This window comes from Leptolyngbya sp. ST-U4, from assembly GCF_039962215.1.
Lineage (GTDB): Bacteria > Cyanobacteriota > Cyanobacteriia > Elainellales > Elainellaceae > Leptolyngbya_A.
Genome location: NZ_JAMPKZ010000005.1, coordinates 204,541 through 223,319, shown reverse-complemented (window position 1 = coordinate 223,319; position 18,779 = coordinate 204,541). Strand labels below are relative to the sequence as shown.

The 18,779-nt window shown below is 51.1% G+C and carries 17 protein-coding genes; 8 read left to right on the top strand and 9 right to left on the bottom strand.

The window, feature by feature from the left end; genetic code table 11:
* Nucleotides 1-140: 140 nt before the first annotated feature.
* Nucleotides 141-1,286 carry a 7,8-didemethyl-8-hydroxy-5-deazariboflavin synthase subunit CofH gene (cofH, locus tag NDA02_RS11470; RefSeq protein WP_190790128.1) on the top strand — a complete coding sequence of 382 codons (1,146 nt, stop codon included), beginning with the start codon at nucleotides 141-143 and terminating at the stop codon, nucleotides 1,284-1,286.
* Between the two features lie 10 nt (nucleotides 1,287-1,296).
* On the opposite strand, the gene NDA02_RS11465 is transcribed toward cofH, so the two are convergent.
* From NDA02_RS11465 to NDA02_RS11450, 4 genes are all read right to left on the bottom strand, one after another.
* Nucleotides 1,297-1,485, bottom strand: a complete 189-nt coding sequence (locus NDA02_RS11465; RefSeq protein WP_190790119.1) for a hypothetical protein — start codon at nucleotides 1,483-1,485, stop codon at nucleotides 1,297-1,299.
* A 508-nt stretch (nucleotides 1,486-1,993) separates the two neighbouring features.
* Nucleotides 1,994-2,434, bottom strand: a complete 441-nt coding sequence (locus NDA02_RS11460) for a GNAT family N-acetyltransferase (protein ID WP_190790118.1) — start codon at nucleotides 2,432-2,434, stop codon at nucleotides 1,994-1,996.
* 411 nt (nucleotides 2,435-2,845) lie between these two features.
* Complete coding sequence (locus NDA02_RS11455; protein WP_348247705.1) at nucleotides 2,846-3,460, bottom strand: hypothetical protein; 615 nt, start codon at nucleotides 3,458-3,460, stop codon at nucleotides 2,846-2,848.
* 480 nt (nucleotides 3,461-3,940) lie between these two features.
* Complete coding sequence (locus tag NDA02_RS11450; protein ID WP_190789601.1) at nucleotides 3,941-4,585, bottom strand: hypothetical protein; 645 nt, start codon at nucleotides 4,583-4,585, stop codon at nucleotides 3,941-3,943.
* A gap of 1,169 nt (nucleotides 4,586-5,754) precedes the next feature.
* On the opposite strand from NDA02_RS11450, the gene NDA02_RS11445 reads away from it, so the two are divergent.
* The 5 genes from NDA02_RS11445 (at nucleotide 5,755) to NDA02_RS11425 (ending at nucleotide 13,894) form a co-directional block, all read left to right on the top strand.
* Nucleotides 5,755-7,413, top strand: a complete 1,659-nt coding sequence (locus NDA02_RS11445) for a serine/threonine-protein kinase (RefSeq protein WP_190793131.1) — start codon at nucleotides 5,755-5,757, stop codon at nucleotides 7,411-7,413.
* 142 nt (nucleotides 7,414-7,555) lie between these two features.
* A complete protein-coding gene (locus tag NDA02_RS11440) occupies nucleotides 7,556-7,870 on the top strand; it encodes a DUF3493 domain-containing protein (protein ID WP_190793130.1) in 315 nt (104 codons plus the stop codon).
* A 209-nt stretch (nucleotides 7,871-8,079) separates the two neighbouring features.
* The gene (locus NDA02_RS11435) at nucleotides 8,080-9,870 is read left to right on the top strand and encodes an FAD-dependent oxidoreductase (RefSeq protein ID WP_190793129.1); all 1,791 of its coding nucleotides are present in this window, start codon (nucleotides 8,080-8,082) and stop codon (nucleotides 9,868-9,870) included.
* A 255-nt stretch (nucleotides 9,871-10,125) separates the two neighbouring features.
* Complete coding sequence (sat, locus tag NDA02_RS11430; RefSeq protein ID WP_348254988.1) at nucleotides 10,126-11,298, top strand: sulfate adenylyltransferase; 1,173 nt, start codon at nucleotides 10,126-10,128, stop codon at nucleotides 11,296-11,298.
* 223 nt (nucleotides 11,299-11,521) lie between these two features.
* Nucleotides 11,522-13,894, top strand: a complete 2,373-nt coding sequence (locus NDA02_RS11425; RefSeq protein ID WP_199296771.1) for a caspase family protein — start codon at nucleotides 11,522-11,524, stop codon at nucleotides 13,892-13,894.
* A 37-nt stretch (nucleotides 13,895-13,931) separates the two neighbouring features.
* Here the strand turns inward: NDA02_RS11425 and NDA02_RS11420 are convergent, their stop codons facing one another.
* The 4 genes from NDA02_RS11420 to NDA02_RS11405 all read right to left on the bottom strand — a co-directional run bounded on the left by NDA02_RS11420 (nucleotide 13,932) and on the right by NDA02_RS11405 (nucleotide 16,935).
* The gene (locus tag NDA02_RS11420; RefSeq protein ID WP_190793883.1) at nucleotides 13,932-14,582 is read right to left on the bottom strand and encodes a response regulator transcription factor; all 651 of its coding nucleotides are present in this window, start codon (nucleotides 14,580-14,582) and stop codon (nucleotides 13,932-13,934) included.
* 155 nt (nucleotides 14,583-14,737) lie between these two features.
* On the bottom strand, nucleotides 14,738-15,193 hold the full coding sequence (locus tag NDA02_RS11415; protein ID WP_190793884.1) for a ferredoxin: 456 nt from the start codon (nucleotides 15,191-15,193) through the stop codon (nucleotides 14,738-14,740).
* A 57-nt stretch (nucleotides 15,194-15,250) separates the two neighbouring features.
* On the bottom strand, nucleotides 15,251-16,378 hold the full coding sequence (tgt, locus tag NDA02_RS11410) for a tRNA guanosine(34) transglycosylase Tgt (protein WP_190793891.1): 1,128 nt from the start codon (nucleotides 16,376-16,378) through the stop codon (nucleotides 15,251-15,253).
* Nucleotides 16,379-16,452: 74 nt separating this feature from the next.
* Nucleotides 16,453-16,935 carry a hypothetical protein gene (locus NDA02_RS11405; protein ID WP_190793885.1) on the bottom strand — a complete coding sequence of 161 codons (483 nt, stop codon included), beginning with the start codon at nucleotides 16,933-16,935 and terminating at the stop codon, nucleotides 16,453-16,455.
* Between the two features lie 113 nt (nucleotides 16,936-17,048).
* On the opposite strand from NDA02_RS11405, the gene NDA02_RS11400 reads away from it, so the two are divergent.
* Nucleotides 17,049-17,291, top strand: coding sequence for a hypothetical protein (locus NDA02_RS11400; RefSeq protein ID WP_190793886.1), 243 nt, complete (start codon nucleotides 17,049-17,051; stop codon nucleotides 17,289-17,291).
* A gap of 225 nt (nucleotides 17,292-17,516) precedes the next feature.
* On the top strand, nucleotides 17,517-18,263 hold the full coding sequence (cobS, locus tag NDA02_RS11395; RefSeq protein WP_190793887.1) for an adenosylcobinamide-GDP ribazoletransferase: 747 nt from the start codon (nucleotides 17,517-17,519) through the stop codon (nucleotides 18,261-18,263).
* Here cobS and NDA02_RS11390 read toward each other — a convergent pair.
* Nucleotides 18,249-18,758, bottom strand: coding sequence for an ester cyclase (locus NDA02_RS11390; protein WP_190793888.1), 510 nt, complete (start codon nucleotides 18,756-18,758; stop codon nucleotides 18,249-18,251). The two genes, cobS and NDA02_RS11390, sit on opposite strands and share 15 nt — an antisense overlap.
* Between the last annotated feature and the right edge of the window lie 21 nt (nucleotides 18,759-18,779).

Sequence of the window (18,779 nt, the reverse complement as noted above, 5' to 3'; positions counted from 1 at the left end):
AGAGCCGTTTCCAAATTCCAGGGAAGGCCTGTCCCAGAATTCAAAGTTCCTCAGGATTAGGGAATTTAGGGGGCAATGTACCACCGCTCACCCTCCCCCAACATCCGCATCCCGCCTATCCCTTCTTACCCCCTATGCTGATTTCTTTTCCATCAGTTGACTCGATTCTCGATCGCGCCCTTGCCGGACAGGATTTAACCGTGGCTGAGGGAGTCGTGTTACTGCAACAAACTGAGCCAACCCCGCTGAGAGCCATTCGAGAAACTGCCGATCGCCTTAGGCAGCAACAGGCCGGCGAAACGGTGACCTATGTAGTGAACCGCAATATTAACTTCACTAATATCTGCGAGCAGCATTGCAGCTTTTGTGCATTTCGGCGCGATGCAGGGGAAGAGGGAGCATACTGGCTAAACGAGGCAGCAATTCTCGAAAAAACAGCAGATGCGGTGCAGCGAGGCGCGACCGAAATTTGTATGCAGGGCGGATTGAACCTTGAGGCAAAACATCAGGGAACCTCGATCGCCTACTACGTGCGCCTGATTCGCCTGATCAAAGAAGCGTTTCCGCAGCTTCACCTGCATGCCTTTTCGCCGCAGGAAGTCCAGTTTATTGCCCGAGAAGACGGCTCAACCTATGCTCAGGTCATTGCTGCACTCCAGGAAGCAGGCGTTGGCTCAATGCCGGGAACGGCGGCTGAAGTGCTAGATGATTCAGTTCGCAAGATTCTCTGTCCTGAAAAAATCAATTCCACCACCTGGCTTGAAATCGTAGAAACTGCGCATCGCTTGGGAATGCCAACCACCAGCACACTGCTCTCTGGACACATTGAAACTCCAGAGCAGCAAATGCACCATCTGGATCAGCTTCGATCGATTCAGCAACGATCGATCGATTATGGCAATCAGCGCATTTCAGAATTTATCCTGTTGCCGTTTGTCGGCCAGGAAGCTCCTAAACCGCTTCGGCGGCGAGTCGGACGCGACCAGCCCGTTCTGGCAGATTCATTGCTGCTGATGGCAGTTGCCCGCATTTTTCTCGGCAACTGGATCGCCAACCATCAGCCAAGCTGGGTCAAGCTCGGACTCCACGGCGCAACCGAGGCACTCACCTGGGGCTGCAACGATATTGGCGGTACGCTCATGGAAGAACACATCACCACGATGGCAGGCGCACAGGGTGGAACCTGCATGGAAGTCTCAGACCTGCGATCGGCAATCGAGTCGATCGGTAGACCTGCCAAGCAGCGTGACACTCTGTATCAGTGGATCGAGGATGGTCAGGTTTAGAGATTTAGAATCAAGCCAGCCTTGCCAAGTCGGGAGACAGGCGATCGACTAATCGTTGCATCTTGTGGGCAGCCGTTAGCGTTAAAGCTAAATTCGGCATTTCTTGATGGCAGTGGGGGCAGAACCAGTAGACGCCACCTCGACGAGCATGACGCAGCAATGGTTCAGAGCAGCAGGGACAAAGAGTGGAGGTGTTCATAAAGTTTTATCAATAAATAGCACAGCAGAGAAACAGAACCGAAGACACGAGACGGGTTAATCCCGTTATGAGTTGCTGACTCAGCCGTGAGGCTAAAAGTTTGATTTAGAAAATGAGAAACGCAATTTGACTCAACAAGGAATGCAAACTGAACTAGCAAGTTTTCACAAAATTCGTTTGATCAATAAGGAAGTAAATGATTAATTTTTTATTACAGAGTTCAGCTTAAATCGTTGATGAAAAAGGGTTTGAACCGCCAGGGACTAATTAATCCTATAGAAATAAGAATAATATAGAAAAGAAGTGGCAGGGATCTGCCCTAAGGCCGATTCAGACTAGAAAAATTAAATTTTGCTTTAAGTTTTGTAATGTACTCCTGAAGAGTGAAAGGGCTGTTTGCTCCAACAATAACGAATTACGAAAGCAAAAAACTGTTTTCCAAATAACATTCTAAAGAATCTTGAAATTAGAGCTCAGAGATAAACTTATCTAGCAGATTGAGATGGATCTATACCATCAGTTTTCTTCTCATCTCAATATGCAGGATACCTGCTTCATAAAAAGGTTCACCCTGCTGCTGAAAACCTAAACGCTCATAAAAATTCTTTACTTGAATTTGAGCATTCACTTTTACTTCTGCAATCTTTTGACCGCTGAGGTGATCGATCGCCTTTTGCATCAAAGCCTGACCAATGCCTAGTCCACGAAACGATTTTAGAACTGCAACGCGCTCTATTTTGGCAAGCTGCTCACCCAAGTACCGAATTCGTGCAGTGCCGACAGGCTCACCGTTCCAGTACGCCATAAGCTGAGTTGCACCTTCATCCAGACCATCAAAATCAAGATCTACCGCAACGCTTTGTTCTTCCTGAAACACTTTTCGGCGAACCTGTTCGATCGCGTCCACCGCATTTGCGAATGTAACAACCTGCAGTTCCAATTGATTCATTGCGGCTTAACAATTGACATCCTGGCGGATTGCTAATTCCAATTTTCCGAAATCTGAACCCAATCGCAACTCTCGGATTAGAAGGCTTCTGAACCGCTCTACAGAATTTGCAATGCACCTTTCAAAGAATCGGCATCGTGCGTATTCACACACAAATGCTGAACCGAGATATCAGGCTTAAAAGGCTTAACTGAATTGGAAAGAGTATTTCTCCTGATTCAGTTGCAGCCAAGTTATCTTAAGTTCAGCATTCAATTCAGCTTTCTCATCTTTGCTTTACTCAGTTGCTTCACAGTTCTCCAAACAGGTGGCCCTATCCAGTTAAGATCGGCGTTCGGGCGGTAACGGAAGCAACGTTTGTTTTATGAAATCAGCTTGCAAAGAGCTTGCAGAAACTTACTTTGCAAACGACTAATTGGAATGATCGGTTTTACAGGTAGACAAGATTCGCTGATCGTTTGCGCTTAGCTCGTCAATTCGCTGAAATCCTTCCAGTCCGACGGGTGCGATCGTCTCTCCGCCAGCCATTGCAACCGAGCTGGAGGTATCTAGCGCAATCGCGTAGGGGTGCTGAGTCTGCTCATAGCTATCCACTACCGTCAACGCCAGCCGATCGGCTTCAAAATTCCCAAAGAAGCAGTCAAATGACGATCGGGGCATATAAAACGCACCCACTACATCGCCCTGCTTCACTTCAAAAACCATATAAGCAGCACCTAATTGCTCAGGCTCCGGCGACTGCCCATATAAATAAACGCCATCTGTCAACGAGCGAGGATCTAACCTCTGCCCCGATTGCTCAACCGATCGTCCAGGAAGCTGCCCACGGGTTTGTCCAACCAGTTGCTGAGCTACCTCATGATTTGCAGTCAGATGCGTTTCAGAAAGTTCCGACCCCTGCACAGAGCCATTCGGCAAACTCACTACCGCGAGCCCTAGCGTGACAAATAAACCTGTTAGAGGCTTCTCCAGCCGCTCAACCAGAGTACGCCACGGTTGAGATGTGTGCTTTGATTGATAGACCACCGCAGTTTCCTCCTCTTCCCCTCAACAGTGTTCAACAGATACCTAACGGACGAAATCTGAAACACTTTGTTCTTCTACTCTACCGGGAAGATTAAATGCCCAATTCAGGCAGCTAGCAAAACTTCACGGACGGTCAGGAAGAACCAGTTTTTTCAAGAGTGTCGCGCTAGAGACAACCACAAGACCTCGCCTATTCATTCCAGAAACAAACTCAAAATTTTCTTAAACTCTGCTTTGTTGTTTCGGAAATCTTGGTTGCCTAGCTTGCTGCGCCTAGCATAAAGCCGACCGGAAGCTTGGCGCGTCCCCCATTGAACTGATCCATTCGGGTGATTATGGACGAGTGAGATCTATCCAGAGCACAGTTGCACGAAGCGCAATCCCATCAGGGGCTACACAAATAGTTATAGATAGTTACTCGTTACAGATAGTTACAGAAGTAGTGACACAAGCACTGGTAATGTCATGCCCGAACAGTTCCTATGCTTGTCGCTGCCGCTTGCTTCGCGTTCCTTTCGTTCCTTCAGTGGTGGATTGCGTTCGAGGAGCTGATTTTGATTTAGCAGCCGTCTTCGATGCAGTACTCTTCTGGGTTGAATTAGCTGACGATTTTGCTGACGATCGCGTTCGCCGTTTGGTGGGAGCAGTGTCGTTTGCGGGTTCGGAATCTGCGATTACTCCTTCGGGAAACTGCGAAGCAATTGCTTCCGGTTTTGCTTCATTCAAACTCTTGCTGGCTTTTTCAGCAGTTCCATTTGAAGAAGATTGCGAAGGAACCGCTTCAATTACCATCAAGTTTTCGCCCAGAGCTTTGCGGCTTCTCCGACCTGTTCTTCCAGTTTTGGGAGCAGCCGTTTCTTTTTGCCGTTTTGCAGCTGAGAGATAGCTCTTGAGCGAAGAAGCTGAAATCTCAATTCCCCGTTCAGTCAGCATTCCGGCAACTTCCTCATAGCTATAGCCCTTACTCAAAGCAGATGAGATCTGCACTTGAAGATAGGCAACAGCTTCGCGCAAAGACCAATTTTCCTTTGGCTTTTCGGGCAACTCCTCCAGTGTAGAGGTTGCATAATCAATGGCAGATTTTGTGACGATCGCCGAGGCTGTGGTTTTCTTTGATCTTGGCATTTGTATTGTTCCTAAACCATACTTCTGTACACAATACTATTCCCAAATTTCAAAATAAGCACAAGGATTAATTGCCAAATTAAACGCGCTGAATTGATTAACCAAAAGAACACGCTCCTACTGGCACAAAAACACTTACAGATTAAAAAAACAGAAGCGGCTCTTGGGTTATGTTGACCTTTTGTTCAGCCTGTTCTGCCACCCCAATAAAATAGCGGAAACATCGCGCCAGAATGCGGTACGACCAGCATGCAAACAATGATCTCCAGAGCAGAATTCTTCTGATCAGCGTTTGTTTGTGCCTGTTTGAACTTGTTGCCTGAAAGCCAGCAAGATTCAGTTGCCCCTTTTCCAATCCGTCTCCTGTAATGCAAAGCAGTGCCCGGCGGAGCGATCATCATTGCTTCATTTCTGATTCATCAGTCCATGATTCCTTGCTGAAGAACCCCTCGAACTGATCCGGATACCGTTCCCATCTCTGGTAAAACTGATCGGTAGATGCACTGGCGAAAGGGAACTCGCATCAAGGCGATTCCTTCTGCGGGAAACTGCGAGGCGATCGACTGGCGATCGATTGGCGATTGCCTTTAGTGCAGCGCGATCGATTTCTAATCCGAGGATGCCGGCGGGACTGCCGCCCTTGAAATGCGGCTATAGCAACAGAAGCAACAGAAGGGTAGGAGGAGGCTATCAGTATGCGGCGGTACAAACACAGGCATCAGCTAATCCCGGCAGATTCAACGGATTTGATTTTTTGGCTTCGCCTGAATTCACGGTTCTCTAACCCTGTTGCCTACCCCTGAATTGAGGGAACAATCATCAAAGACACAAGGAGAACAACAAAGAATAAATGGTTGGGAATGAGGCTTCGCCAGAAACCAAAGGGGGAAGCTCAAGGGGAAGGGGCAACAACAGAGAAGACGATTTGAGGCTGCCCTATCTGCCGCAGCAAACCGAACTGATGCTGATGGGTCTGACCCCTCAAGTATGGCAGGGGGTTCACGGGGACTTTAAGATGAGGCATTGTAACTTTAGTAACTCTTAAATTGTTTTCCGCAAGTCTGTCACTCTTTCCAAAACCCGTTAGAAAGATAATGATACTAGGGTGTAAACCGAGTCTCATCGTTATGACCGCGACACCTGGCGATTGATACAGCGAGTGATGCCGCATGAGCTACTGCTTAAATTCAGCCTGTCCTCATCCCGAAAACTTAACCCATACGGAGCTATGTCAGGCGTGTGGTGCAAAGCTGCTTCTGCGCGATCGCTATCGAGTCGTACATGCGCTGGGGCAGGGTGGGTTTGGCGCAACGTTTCTGGCAAAAGACGAGTCGCTCCCAGGCAATCCCTACTGCGTGATTAAGCAGCTTCGACCCGCTTCGACCTCAGTGCAGGTAATGCAGATGGCGCGGGTGCTGTTTCAACGGGAAGCTAGCACACTGGGGAAAGTCGGCAGTCATCCTCAAGTGCCGCGTCTGCTCGACTACTTCGAGGCAAATCAAGAGTTTTATCTAGTTCAGGAATACATTAGCGGCTCCACGCTCCAGCAAGAAGTCAAACGATCGGGTCCGTTTAGTGAGGCAGGGGTAAAGCAATTTCTCAGCGAAGTGCTGCCCATGCTGCAATATATCCACAGTCAGCAGGTCATTCACCGGGATATCAAGCCCGCTAACTTGATTCGCCGATCGCAGGACAAAAAACTGGTGCTGATCGACTTTGGCGCAGTGAAAGATCAGGTGAATCCAGCCAGCGCAAACGCTTCAGAAAATACGGCTCTGACTCAGTATGCGATCGGCACTCCTGGCTATGCGCCACCAGAGCAAATGGCAATGCGCCCGGTTTATGCCAGCGATATCTATGCGCTGGGGGTGACTTGCCTCTATCTGCTTACCAGTAAATCTCCTAAGGACATGGAATACGACCCGGCAACGGGCGAAATTATGTGGCGGCAGCTTGTTCACGTCAGCGAACACTTTGCCGAAGTGCTGCAAAAAATGCTGGACGTGTCGGTACGTCATCGCTATCAAAATGCAACCGAAGTTTTACGGGCATTAGATTTGGAGCCCTATCTGGACAGTCTGGCGCGGGGCATGGTCAGCCAGCCCAACCGCACGCGTTCGACCGGATCAGGTTCGGGAGACTGGCAATTTTCCGGGAACCGGACAGACGGCAGGGGCGCAGATGAGGCGATAATGCATTCCTCTCCCTCTTCGCCTTCGGCACGGATGGCAGCTGCGATTCGGGCAAGACAGGCAAAGTCTGAAAATTCTCGCTCAGACTTGACTCAGCTTCAGCCCGGTTCTCCGATACGTCGAGGAGCATCCAATCGAACCGATGGCATTCCTCATTCGAAATCAGGCGGCAGGGCAGCAGAAGATCGGCCCGCGGGGATTGTGCAAAAGCTCAATGCTGAGGATTTGGCGATCGCCTACGCGAAGGGCAAGCGAGACTTTACTTCGTATGATCTGAGTCTGCTGCATCTGCCCAAAGCTGAGCTGTCTGGCGCAAACTTTCATAACGCGAAGCTGTGTAAGACCAATCTACAGGGCGCAAATCTCTTTAACGCAGATTTTGGCTATGCCAGCCTGACCCAGGCAACCTGCCGCAACGCAAACTTCGCACGGGCATACATGAGCCATGCAGATTTGGGTGGGGCAGACCTGCGCGGCACAGATTTGAGCTATGCCTATCTCAGCAATGCCAACCTGCGGGGAGCCAATCTATGTGGAGCAGACCTGACAGGCGCAAAAATTACAGATGAGCAGTTGGCAACCGCACGCACGAATTGGGCAACAATTCACCCCAGCGGTAAACGCGGCTTGTGGTAGATCGCTAGAAAAATGATAGGTTGGCAGAAAAGCCTTCCTTTTTCATTGACAACCTTTTACTTCACTGACAACCCTTTACAGCATCCATTGCTGTCGATGTTCTGTCACTGGCTCGCCTGTCCTGCCTATTCTTGCTTCAACCATGCCTGATTCCCCTTCTCCAAAATCATCTTCTCCGAAGCGAACAACTCGCTCCCAGCCTTCTAACCTTGATCCTGAAAAATATGCTCAGCTCAAAGCAGAGCTGCAAACTCCTTATCGCGGACTAAGACAGTTTATCTATGTTGGCTGTGGAGCTTCTGGCTTTATTGGCGCATTTATCTTTCTGACACAGTTACTTGCCGGACGAGACGTGGCGGCGGCGTTTCCTAATTTTGCGCTTCAGGTGGGCATCATTGCCTTGATGGTCTGGCTGTATCGGCTGGAGCAGCGGGCTACCCGCAAGTCAAAATCTTGAAATTAAGGAAACCTTAAAATCTACCAAAAGTAGGAGAACTCCTGTCACACTAATGATGATTCAAATGAGGTCAGCCCGGATAAAGACCTTAACGATAAATCCCTGTGAATACCTAAGGTAAAGCGTCAGCCCAGTTCCATAATGGCTGGCGTTTTGCTTTTGCGTTTTGCTTTACTGTTGGGAGGGCAAGACGAGTTTATCGATAAAGTATGCAGCAGCACAAAACTGAAGTGTTGGTTGTTGGCGGCGGTACTGGCGGCATTGCGGCGGCAATTCAGGCGGCAAGAACCGGAGCGCAAACGGTGTTAGTGAGTGAGTTTGAGTGGCTGGGAGGAATGCTGACCGCTGCCGGGGTCGCTGCACCTGATGGTAATGAGCTGCTGTCGTTTCAAACGGGGCTATGGGGCGCGTTCTTGCGTGAACTGGAACAGCGTCAGCCCGAAGGACTCGATCATGCCTGGGTCAGCTTTTTTACCTATGAGCCGCGCATTGGAGCCACCATTTTTGCCGACTGGGTGCGGCAGTTGCCTAACCTTCACTGGATTACGGGTCAAACACCTCGCACCGTGATTCGACAGGAGAATCGCATTACAGAAGTTCAGTTTGACAATTGGACGATCGCAGCAGACATCATAATTGACGGTACAGAGCTAGGCGATTTGCTGGCACTGGCAGAAGTCCCTTATCGGTGGGGCTGGGAGTGGCAAAGCGAATTCGGTGAACCCAGCGCACCCGTCGCTGCAACCCCCTTAACTGATCGCTTTCCGATTCAAGCTCCTACCTGGGTCTTTCTCATGCAGGACTTTGGCACAGACTGCTCAGAAATCATTCCGGCTCCACCTAGCTACAGTGCCGATCGCTTTCAGGGAACCTGGGAAGGCTACGGTGCAGCAATGTTTCTCAACTACGGTCGTCTGCCGGGAAATCGCTTTATGCTCAACTTTCCGCAGCAGGGCAACGATTACGGTATACGGCTCGATCGGCTGGTAGAATCTGCGGCAGCACGGCAAGAATGGCTCCAGGACGCGTTGTGGCACGCACAGGGCTATGCTCATTTCCTGCAAAGAGAGTTGGGAAGTCGATATGGCTTAGCGACAGACAGTTTTCCCTCTGCTGGGTCAGGACAGATTGGCGGAGGAGCTTTTGCCCTGCATCCCTATTACCGGGAAAGTCGGCGACTACGCGGGTTGGCAACAGTCTGCGAACCAGATATTTTGCCTGTTACTGGCGGACAGGTTGCGGCTCTGCCCTTGAATCCAGAGGGATTAGTGGACTCGATCGCGATCGGCAACTATGCCAATGATCATCACTATCCGGGCGACACCCTGCCCCTGAAACCGAAGTCGCTGCGCTGGGGTGGACGCTGGACGGGAACGCCTTTTTCGCTGCCTTATCGCTGTTTGGTTCCGGCAGCGATCGAGGGTCTGCTGGTTTGCGAGAAAAATATTTCTGTGTCTCATATTGCCAACGGAGCAACCCGACTTCAGCCTGTTGTACTAGGCATTGGACAAGCCGCAGGAGCAGCAGCAGCCCTCTGTGTACAGCGTCGCTGTCAGCCGCGAGAACTCTCTGTGCGCAACCTGCAAAACGCCCTGCTGCAAGATCCGATCGCCCCCGCTGCGGTCATTCCGCTGTTTAACGTGACTCCGCATGACCCGGACTGGCTCGACTGCCAGCAGCATTTTCTTGCCCATCCTCAGGACTATCCGATCGATGGCATCGCTCAACGACTAGTGCAGCCATCCTCTTTGCATAAGAGCGTTGCCACAAAATTCAGCAAATCATATCAGGGAACCTTTGAACGCCGAGGCGATCAGGACTATCAGCTTTATCTCGATCGTCCGATCGATTCCTGTCTGGAAGCCTTGAGCCTGGTGACCCTCGATGCCACAGTTGATCGCCAGTTTCAGACCTATCAAACAGGACAAACGCTGACCGTAACCGCAAGATTAAACCGATCGGGACAGTGGCTCCTGGTGGAAGCGATCGAGGTAAGATAAAACTTAATTTTTGAGTAATTCGATCGGAAAACTGTTCATTCAATTCCTAGCACTTGAGGCAACCGCTTGACCTGGGAAAAGCCGTCTGTAGGTCTGCTGTCGAGAGATGCTACCTCGATAGATATACTAGGAAGAGCTTCAACATTACTTAAGAATTGCGGCCAGAGTCGTTCATTCTGGCTTAGTGCTTCTAGTTTCGTACCTTTAGTTTCGTCATTTTAGTTCAGTCATTATTGTTGTAGAGAGGGCAAGACGTTGACTCAACAAGCCGCAGGAATCGCGCCACATGGCGGACAGCTTATTAATCGCATTGCAACCCCTGACCAGCGACAAGAATTTCTGGCAATGGCAGATTCATTGCAGCGAGTGCAAATGGATGTGCGGACAACTTCTGACCTGGTCATGATTGCGATCGGTGGATTTAGCCCGCTCAATGGATTCTTGGAGCGAGAAGACTACGAATCGGTGGTCAGTAGTATGTATCTATCGAATGGGTTGCCCTGGTCGATTCCGATTACGCTATCGGTGAGCGAGGAAGTTGCAGAGCCGCTGCGTGAAGGCACACTGATTCGCCTGGATGACCCGAACGGTCGCTTTGTAGGGGTTCTGGAGCTAACGCACAAATACACCTATGACAAAGTGAAGGAAGCCGTCAACGTCTACCGCACCGACGACGAAAAGCACCCCGGCGTGAAAGTCGTTTATCAGCAGGGCAATATCAATTTGGCTGGTTCTGTCTGGCTGCTAGAGCGCGATGCCCATCCGCTCTTCCCCGCCTACCAAGTTGATCCGGCAGTCTCGCGCCAGATGTTTCAGGAAAAGGGCTGGAAGACGGTCGTCGGTTTTCAAACCCGCAACCCGATCCACCGCGCTCACGAATACATTATTAAATGTGCGATGGAAACCGTAGACGGGCTATTTCTGCATCCCCTGGTGGGCGCGACTAAGGAAGACGACATTGCAGCCGATGTGCGGATGCGCTGCTACGAGATCATGCTGGAACATTATTTCCCGAACGATCGCGTCATTCTGGCAATCAACCCTGCTGCAATGCGCTATGCCGGACCCCGTGAAGCCATTTTCCACGCACTGGTGCGGAAAAACTACGGCTGCACCCACTTCATCGTGGGACGCGATCACGCTGGTGTCGGGGACTATTATGGAACCTATGACGCGCAGTACATCTTTAACGAGTTTGATCCGCAGGCGTTAGGCATCCTGCCGATGAAGTTTGAACACGCTTTTTACTGCAAGCGGACGCAGGCAATGGCAACCACTAAAACCAGCCCTAGCAAACCCGAAGAGCGGATTCACCTCTCTGGAACCAAAGTGCGGGAAATGCTGCGTCAAGGTGAGCTACCGCCGCCCGAATTTTCGCGCCCTCTGGTTGCCGCCGAACTTGCCCGTGCGATGCAGATTTCCGGCTAGCTGCAATTAGAAATCTAAATCAGTTTTCCAGAGAGGAAGTTGTATTGCCCTTCCTACTGGAGCATTCTATCCAATTTGCTGAGATGACTGATGGGAGCGGCAGAGAGCCTGACTCTATCCCTTCCGCTTGATCAGAAAACAGCAGGGTTCAAGAATCGCCAGTAGAAAAGGGCATTTTTCAGGCTTTTAATGCTCAAATATAGCTAGAGCCAGTGAATTGAGGATGAGGTACAGGGAGCTACCGCTCCACAGCGGTATTCAACCTGCCTGTCCAATTCTAGATAGCGATCGCTACAAAAGCATGAGGGTAAATCGACGAGAATTTCTACAGCGGTTCGGCAGCATTCTGGCAGCACTAGGGTTGAGTGAAGCCGGATGGTTTGCTTTGACGGATCGATCGCAGCAGGTTTTAGCACAGCCAACGCGCCGCAAACTCGCCCTGTTGATTGGCATTAATCAATATCCAGAAGCCGTGGGTGATTTTGTGCCGCCCAAAGGAACTGCTCTTAACGGCTGCCTGACCGATGTGGAACTGCAACGAGAACTGCTGCTGCATCGCTTTGGCTTTCAGCCTGCCGATATTCTGACGCTGACCGATCATCAGGCCACGCGATCAGCGATCGAATCGGCGTTTCAGGCTCATCTGATTGACCAAGCGCGATCGGGTGATGTGGTGCTGTTTCACTTTAGCGGCTTGGGCAGCCAGGTTTTGCTAGATCAAGCTCCTACCGAGCAGCAGAGCCTTGTGCCGATCGATGGCGTTTTGCCCACCGCAGACAATCCGATCGTGAATGACCTAATGCTGGAGACGCTGGAGCTGCTATTGCGATCACTGCCGACTCAGCAGATAATCACCGTCCTGGATACAGGCTTTACTCATCTGGGACGAGTCACCCAGGGCAGTTTGCGAATTCGATCGCGTCCCAGTGCGCCTAGTGGTCAACTCCTCGAAGCAGAACAAACCCTGCAATCGCAGTTGCTAGAACGGCTGCAGTTATCTCGCGCAACGCTGCATTGGGCATCTCCTCCAGGTGTCCTGCTCACCGGCTCAGGCGGCGATCAAGTTTCGACCGAGGCACAGTGGAGTGGCTTTCACGCCGGATTACTCACCTATGCGCTGACGCAACAGCTTTGGTGCAGTACGTCCACCACGATGCTAAATGTTGGTTTAGGACAGGCGATGCGAACCACCACCCCCTCGGGGGCAATCGGCAAAGCGAAGCAGGCGGCGGAACACAAACAGCAGTTCAACAGCAGCAACCAAAAACGGCTCAACCTCACGGCAGTTCTTGATTCTAATTTTGCATTCAGCGCAGATGGCGTTGTTCGATCGATCGACGAAGAGGGAAAGGTGCAGCTTTGGCTGGGGGGACTGCCTGCGATCGTGCTGGAAAACGTAGGGGCTTCGCTGTTCGCCGTGATGCCTGCTGACTCAGAAAATCAATCACCCAGGCTGCTTCAGCTTCGATCGCGGGAAGGACTGATGGCGAAAGCCAAGCATCAGGGCGGCAATGAAGCAGAGTCAATGCGAAGCAGTTCTCCCTTGGGGGGAATCGAGGTTGGGCAAGTTGTGCAGGAGGTCATGCGGTTTTTGCCGCGCAATCTGAACCTGACCGTTGGCTTAGATGCAAGCCTGGAGCGGGTTGAGCGAGTCGATGCGACCAGTGCCTTTGCTACAATTCCGCAGGTTTCCTCAGTGATTGCAGGCGAACAGTCTGCCGATTTGCTATTTGGGAAAACCCAGCTTAAAACTGCGACGCTGACTGCTGCTCTGCCACCCACGTCACCGAACTCTCCAGGCTCAGCAACTCCAGCTTTAACCCTCGAGCCGCCCAGCAGCAAGCGCGGCTATGCCTTGTTTTTCCTCGATCGCAGCGCAATCTACACTTCTCTGAACCAGGACGACGAAGCGGTAAAAACAGCAATTCATCGCATGACTCCTCAGTTACAGGCATTGTTTGCCAATAAGCTGCTGCGGCTACTGGAAAATCAGGGGTCTTCCCGTTTGGGAGTGCGGGCAACGCTGCTTACGACTGCCCCCCAGGAGCAAATTATTTCTCAGCAGGAAACCGCTCGTGCCCCCTGGGCTCCGCCGCAGCCCTACGCTGACTTACAGACCACTGGGTTGCCGGAGGTCGCGATCGGTAGTCGGATTCAGTATCAAATCCTAAACTACAGCGATCGTCCCCTTTATTGGATTGGCTTGGGGCTAGATGCAGAGGGTATTCCGGTGGTATATCCCCCCGGATTCGCAAATGACTCCTCACCTGCCTCGCAAACACCCAGTTCGATCGCGCCAGGAGCAACCCATACCCTGCTCCAAACCGATGCAGATTCCCTGATTCAGCCTTCAAGCGGCATCACAGAAACTCATTTGATCTTGAGCCGTTCTCCCTTCGCCCAGACGGTTGAACTGCTGAACAATAAACTGCGAGTTAGCAGCCCCCAGAGAATGAGCAACTTTACGCAGTTCCTGGCTCTGGTTCAGGCAATTTTACAGGATTTGCATCAGACCGACGCCCCAGCGGATGTTTATGCATTCGATGTCAACCAGTGGGCAGCGTTTAGCTTTATTTATGAAGTCATTTCTGCCTGATTGTGTTGTAGGCGATCGAGCGTTAAGCTTCATCCACCTACGCCATGCTGTTTTCGATCGCCCATCGTGCCAGTTCAGTGCGATTGTGCAGCCCAGTTTTGCCCAGCATATTGCTAACATGGCTTTCGATCGTGCGCTGGCTCACGTTCAGTTCTTCGGCAATTTCTCGGTTTGCCATGCCTCGCGCCACAAACTGAACCACCCGCAGTTCCGTGGGGGTTAGCTCTACATCAAACGGAACCTGAATTTTCGGAGCCGAATCCGAGTTTTTGTCCTGCCGCTGCATCAGGCGCGAGTTGTGTTTCAGCGAAGCCTCAACCTGAGCCACCAGTTCTTCAGGTTCAAAGGGCTTCACCATGTACACATCAGCACCAATGTTCAGTCCCTTTACCCGATCCTGGCTTTGTCCCTTAGCAGAGAGGAACAGAACCGGAATCCAGCTTGTGCGAGGATTTTTGCGAACTTGCTCGACCAGGGCATAACCATCCATTTGCGGCATCATAACATCGCAAATGATCATGTCTGGTGTCTCGCTCTCTAAAATATCCAACGCCTCCTGGCCATTCTCAGCGGTGATGACTTCGTATCCCCGGAATTCAAGATAATCCTTCACCAGCAGAATCAGGTTCGGGTCGTCATCAATCAGGAGAAGCCGTTTATTTTCTCCGACACTGCTTTCCTTACTCATGCTCTAGTACTCGTGACCTCAAAGTGGACAGTCCATTCTGCCGATCATGATACCCAGTATATTTACAGAATGTTGAACATACTGGAAAAATCCTTTGTATTGCCCGTTATCTTGCCCGTACTTTCCAGGATTTTCCGTGCTTTTCAGGACACTTGCTAGAGCGGCGAGGACAGGACAGTAGTGCCCGGCTGCGGCAGAGGATGAACGAGAAATGCGTAGTCCTGGACAACCTGCCCCTGAATCAGGTGTTCTTGAATAATCCGCTCGATGACTTCTGGCGTTGCACTGTGGTACCACACTCCATCCGGATAAACCAGCAGAATAGGTCCCTGCTGACAGACGCGCAAGCAGTTTGCCTTTGTGCGAAAAATGCAGCTTTGACGGTCACTGGTCGGCTGGTCAAGCTTTAATTCCTTAAGGCGACGCTTCAGATAGTCCCAAGCAACCAGGCTCTCTGCTTTGTCGCAGCATTTGGGCAAGGTCTGATCAGCACAGATGAAGAGATGACGATCGATCTGCGGTAAGCCAAGTGCCTGAATGCAGGGCTGGAGCGCATCGGCAGTCTCAACAAGCGGCAAAGCAGTTTCCTCAATCGGGGAATCAGCAGTCATAGATAAATTCGATCGCAAAAGAAACGAGAGAAACGACAGTCACACTTTACCGGACAGTTAAACCTCAGCTTTGGTAGCGGCTTCAGGAGTTAGCCAATCGCCAAACAGCTCCACAAATCGATCGCTCAAAATCGCCGCCCGAATTCGCTGGGTAAACTGCACCAGCTCGGTAATATTGTGGATCGACAGCAGCGTGTAGCCAAGCAATTCCTGCGACCTCAACAAATGGCTGATGTAGGCGCGGGTAAAATTCTGGCAAGTATAGCAAGGACAGCCGGCATCCAGCGGTGTGAAGTCGGTTTTATAGCGGGCATTTTTCAGATTCCAGCGATCGCCTTTGACCAGCGCACTGCCATGTCGCGCCAAGCGGGTCGGAATCACACAGTCAAATAAATCGACCCCTGCTGCGATCGCCTGCACCATCTCGCGATAGGAACCCACGCCCATCAGATAGCGCGGTTTGTGTTCCGGCAGCAGAGGCGCAGTTGCTTTCACGATCGGTTCGATAAATTCCGCAGGCTCACCCACGCTCACTCCCCCGATCGCATAGCCGGGCAAATCGAACTGCGTCAAGGTTTTCGCGCACTGCTGCCGGAGATCTTCATAAACCCCACCCTGAACAATCCCAAACAAGGCCTGATCCGATCGCTGATGCGCCGCAATACATCGCTCTAGCCAGCGTGCCGTGCGATCGGTTGCCGCCTGAACTGCCTCATAGCTTGCGGGATAGGGTGGACACTCGTCGAACGCCATAATGACATCCGCCCCCAGCGCATTCTGAATCTGAATTGATTTTTCAGGCGTGAGGTTGATAATCTGCCCGTCTCGCGGCGATCGAAATTTCACCCCTTCTTCGGAAATCGATCGCATTTCGCTGAGGCTGAAGACCTGGAAGCCGCCAGAATCCGTCAGGATTGGACCATCCCAGCGCATAAACTGATGCAGCCCGCCTGCCGCCGCTACGATGTCTTCTCCAGGCTGTAAGTGCAGATGATAGGTGTTCGACAAAATCATCTGTGCGCCCGTTTCTCGAAGCTGAGCAGGCGTTACCGTTTTCACGTTGGCCAGCGTTCCCACCGGCATAAACCGGGGCGTTTCGACATTGCCATGAGGCGTGGTAAAGATTCCGGCACGGGCATGGGTATGGCGACAGTTCGCCTGACACTGAAACTCAAATCCCACAATATTCGATCTCGATCACAAACTAATTCACAAACCCAAAAATAAAGCTCGCCTTAAAACAAGACTGCCAGCAGGAGCTAAATCGAATTCTCGTCGCCGTCAATCTCCACATCCCAGCCAGCAGAAAGCACTTCGGCAACCACAGCTTCCAGGGCGGCTGCGCTGAGCGTTCTTGCTTTTTGATCCTGAATCGGGTTGCTGAGCGGAATCAACCGCAAACGCAAACTGTCCTGCACCAAATCAAAGCAGGGTTCATGCTCTGGAGAGTGGCTTAGCTTCAAGTAGTCGAAGCTTTGAACATTAATATAAAGGGTGCGGTTAGCAACGATCGTCGAACTCGTGGGGTCGGCAAAGACCTCCAGTACATAGCCTTCATCCTCTGCCAGCAGACGTTGCGAAGTTCTTCCCCCTTCGAGGTCATCGTTCTGCGTGTAGCAGTAGCGAACTCGCCCCAAATCTGCCAGAAGCCGCTGCATATCTTGCTTGTTGACAATGATGCCCGCCTCAACAATACAGGGAGCAGGGAGTTTCGTGTTACCAGAGCGTTGATCGTGACTCATACAAAAAGTCCGTAGCCTTAACGAGAGAACAGGGTTGACCTACAGACCGAGGAGACGATTAGCACACCAGCGATGACCCACCAGTAATCACGTCTGATCGTATGACTCAAATAATGAGATCAACCGTTATTAATTTGTCTGACCTGGGTAAGCTGATTGCAAATTTAGCTCCACCCCAGAGTTTGGGGTTACTTCAATTCTGCAACAATGCTCACCGTCTGCAAGAGAACGCCAAGCGCAACAATCAAGCCGAATCCCAGAGCGAAGAACACATCGAAAAAGCCGGAACAGCGCACCCGATAGAACCAGAATGGCATAGCGAACTGCTCAGCCACCTAGCTCAGTCATTTATATGAATCATAGAGGTTCCGTAATCGGTCCGTACTCTAATCTTATCTCAGGATCCAGAACTCGCCCTTTGCGGAATATACGGAACTTGTCTTAGCAAGGAGGTTCCCAAAGGCAGGTCAATGAAGGTTCCACTCTATTATGACTGCAACGCTTTGCGATTCACTTCGCTAAGATAGGCGATCGCAGGATCAAGCGGGTGATTCTGGCTGTTCTAATCGGGTGATATCTGAATGTTTTTTTTGCGCCAGCTTGCGGCTGCCATTGCCTTTTACACCTGTTTGCCTGTCCCTCAGATTGCATCCCTGCCGTTTGAGACCGTTTCTTGGTTTGCGCCTGTAGTCGGGCTACTGATTGGAATGATTTTGAGCGGGGTGGATAGCGGACTGACGGGGATTGGAATGCCTGTGCTAACGCGGAGTGCGATCGTCGTATCCCTGTGGATTGCCATCACGGGCGGACTTCATCTCGACGGGGCAATGGATACTGCCGATGGGTTAGCGGTCACCGACCCAGAGCGACGATTAGCAGTCATGGCAGATAGCCGTACCGGAGCCTTTGGGGCAATAACGGCAACAACCGTAATTCTACTGAAAACCGTTGCGCTGATCGATCTGCAAAATTCCCTAACCCGATGGCTCGTGCTGCCGCTGGTTGCTGGTTGGGGACGCTGGGCACAGCAAATCGCAATCGTTCGCTATCCCTATCTCAAGCCCACAGGCAAAGGTGCGTTTCACAAGCAAGTGATGCGATCGATCAAAGACACTGCTCCCTGCCTGGTGCTGCTGGTGGGACTCAGTTTGCTCCCTGGGCTGTACTCCCCGATGCTGGCAGGTTTGTTAGCGATCGGCGGGATTGGAATCGCGCTGCTGACACCTGCCTGGTTTGCCGCAAAACTGGGGGGCCACACAGGAGATAGCTATGGAGCTGTGGTGGAATGGACAGAAGTACTGCTGTTGATTGTGCTAACGCTGGCTTAGCCTTGCTTTCCCAATTTCCAACGATTTTTTTAACAGCTTGGACGCAAAACTCTTAACCAGGTGAGGGAAAAGCGTTAGTCCGGGTAGAAAAACTATTCCGAGCTGCTGCATCAGTCCCAGCGCGTCTCCCTGCCCCCAATGTTCGATAATCCTGCCGTTCTCGATGCGGTCAATATGCATCACCGCTAACTTAATCGATTTACCTGTGGGTGGAAGCCCTTGAAATTCACCGGAATGAATCGCCGTAAACGTGCCACACGTCACAACTTTATCTTCTTCAACAAGGACCTGCTCAAATCGATGTTGACCCTGACTGAAGGCAAGATAGAACGTCATGCCAAACTGCTTGAATGCTTCCCTGTCGAGTGGTTCAGGCACTCCAGCTAAATGCGCAACAAAATCAGGGGCAAGCAGTTCTAGAGCTTGATCGATTTGGCGATCGTCAAAGAATTGATAGAACTGAAGAATAGTCGTTTTATTTTGCTCAGAAGACATTTATTTAGAAGACATTGGGTG

What these genes read in the sequence shown, in the direction of transcription:
- NDA02_RS11465 (WP_190790119.1), bottom strand. Translation starts at nt 1,485, where the DNA reads ATGAACACCTCCACTCTTTGTCCCTGCTGCTCTGAACCATTGCTGCGT.
- NDA02_RS11460 (WP_190790118.1), bottom strand. Translation starts at nt 2,434, where the DNA reads ATGAATCAATTGGAACTGCAGGTTGTTACATTCGCAAATGCGGTGGAC.
- NDA02_RS11450 (WP_190789601.1), bottom strand. Translation starts at nt 4,585, where the DNA reads ATGCCAAGATCAAAGAAAACCACAGCCTCGGCGATCGTCACAAAATCT.
- NDA02_RS11445 (WP_190793131.1), top strand. Translation starts at nt 5,755, where the DNA reads ATGAGCTACTGCTTAAATTCAGCCTGTCCTCATCCCGAAAACTTAACC.
- NDA02_RS11440 (WP_190793130.1), top strand. Translation starts at nt 7,556, where the DNA reads ATGCCTGATTCCCCTTCTCCAAAATCATCTTCTCCGAAGCGAACAACT.
- NDA02_RS11435 (WP_190793129.1), top strand. Translation starts at nt 8,080, where the DNA reads ATGCAGCAGCACAAAACTGAAGTGTTGGTTGTTGGCGGCGGTACTGGC.
- NDA02_RS11425 (WP_199296771.1), top strand. Translation starts at nt 11,522, where the DNA reads ATGAGGTACAGGGAGCTACCGCTCCACAGCGGTATTCAACCTGCCTGT.
- NDA02_RS11420 (WP_190793883.1), bottom strand. Translation starts at nt 14,582, where the DNA reads ATGAGTAAGGAAAGCAGTGTCGGAGAAAATAAACGGCTTCTCCTGATT.
- NDA02_RS11415 (WP_190793884.1), bottom strand. Translation starts at nt 15,193, where the DNA reads ATGACTGCTGATTCCCCGATTGAGGAAACTGCTTTGCCGCTTGTTGAG.
- NDA02_RS11405 (WP_190793885.1), bottom strand. Translation starts at nt 16,935, where the DNA reads ATGAGTCACGATCAACGCTCTGGTAACACGAAACTCCCTGCTCCCTGT.
- NDA02_RS11400 (WP_190793886.1), top strand. Translation starts at nt 17,049, where the DNA reads ATGAGATCAACCGTTATTAATTTGTCTGACCTGGGTAAGCTGATTGCA.
- cobS (WP_190793887.1), top strand. Translation starts at nt 17,517, where the DNA reads ATGTTTTTTTTGCGCCAGCTTGCGGCTGCCATTGCCTTTTACACCTGT.
- NDA02_RS11390 (WP_190793888.1), bottom strand. Translation starts at nt 18,758, where the DNA reads ATGTCTTCTGAGCAAAATAAAACGACTATTCTTCAGTTCTATCAATTC.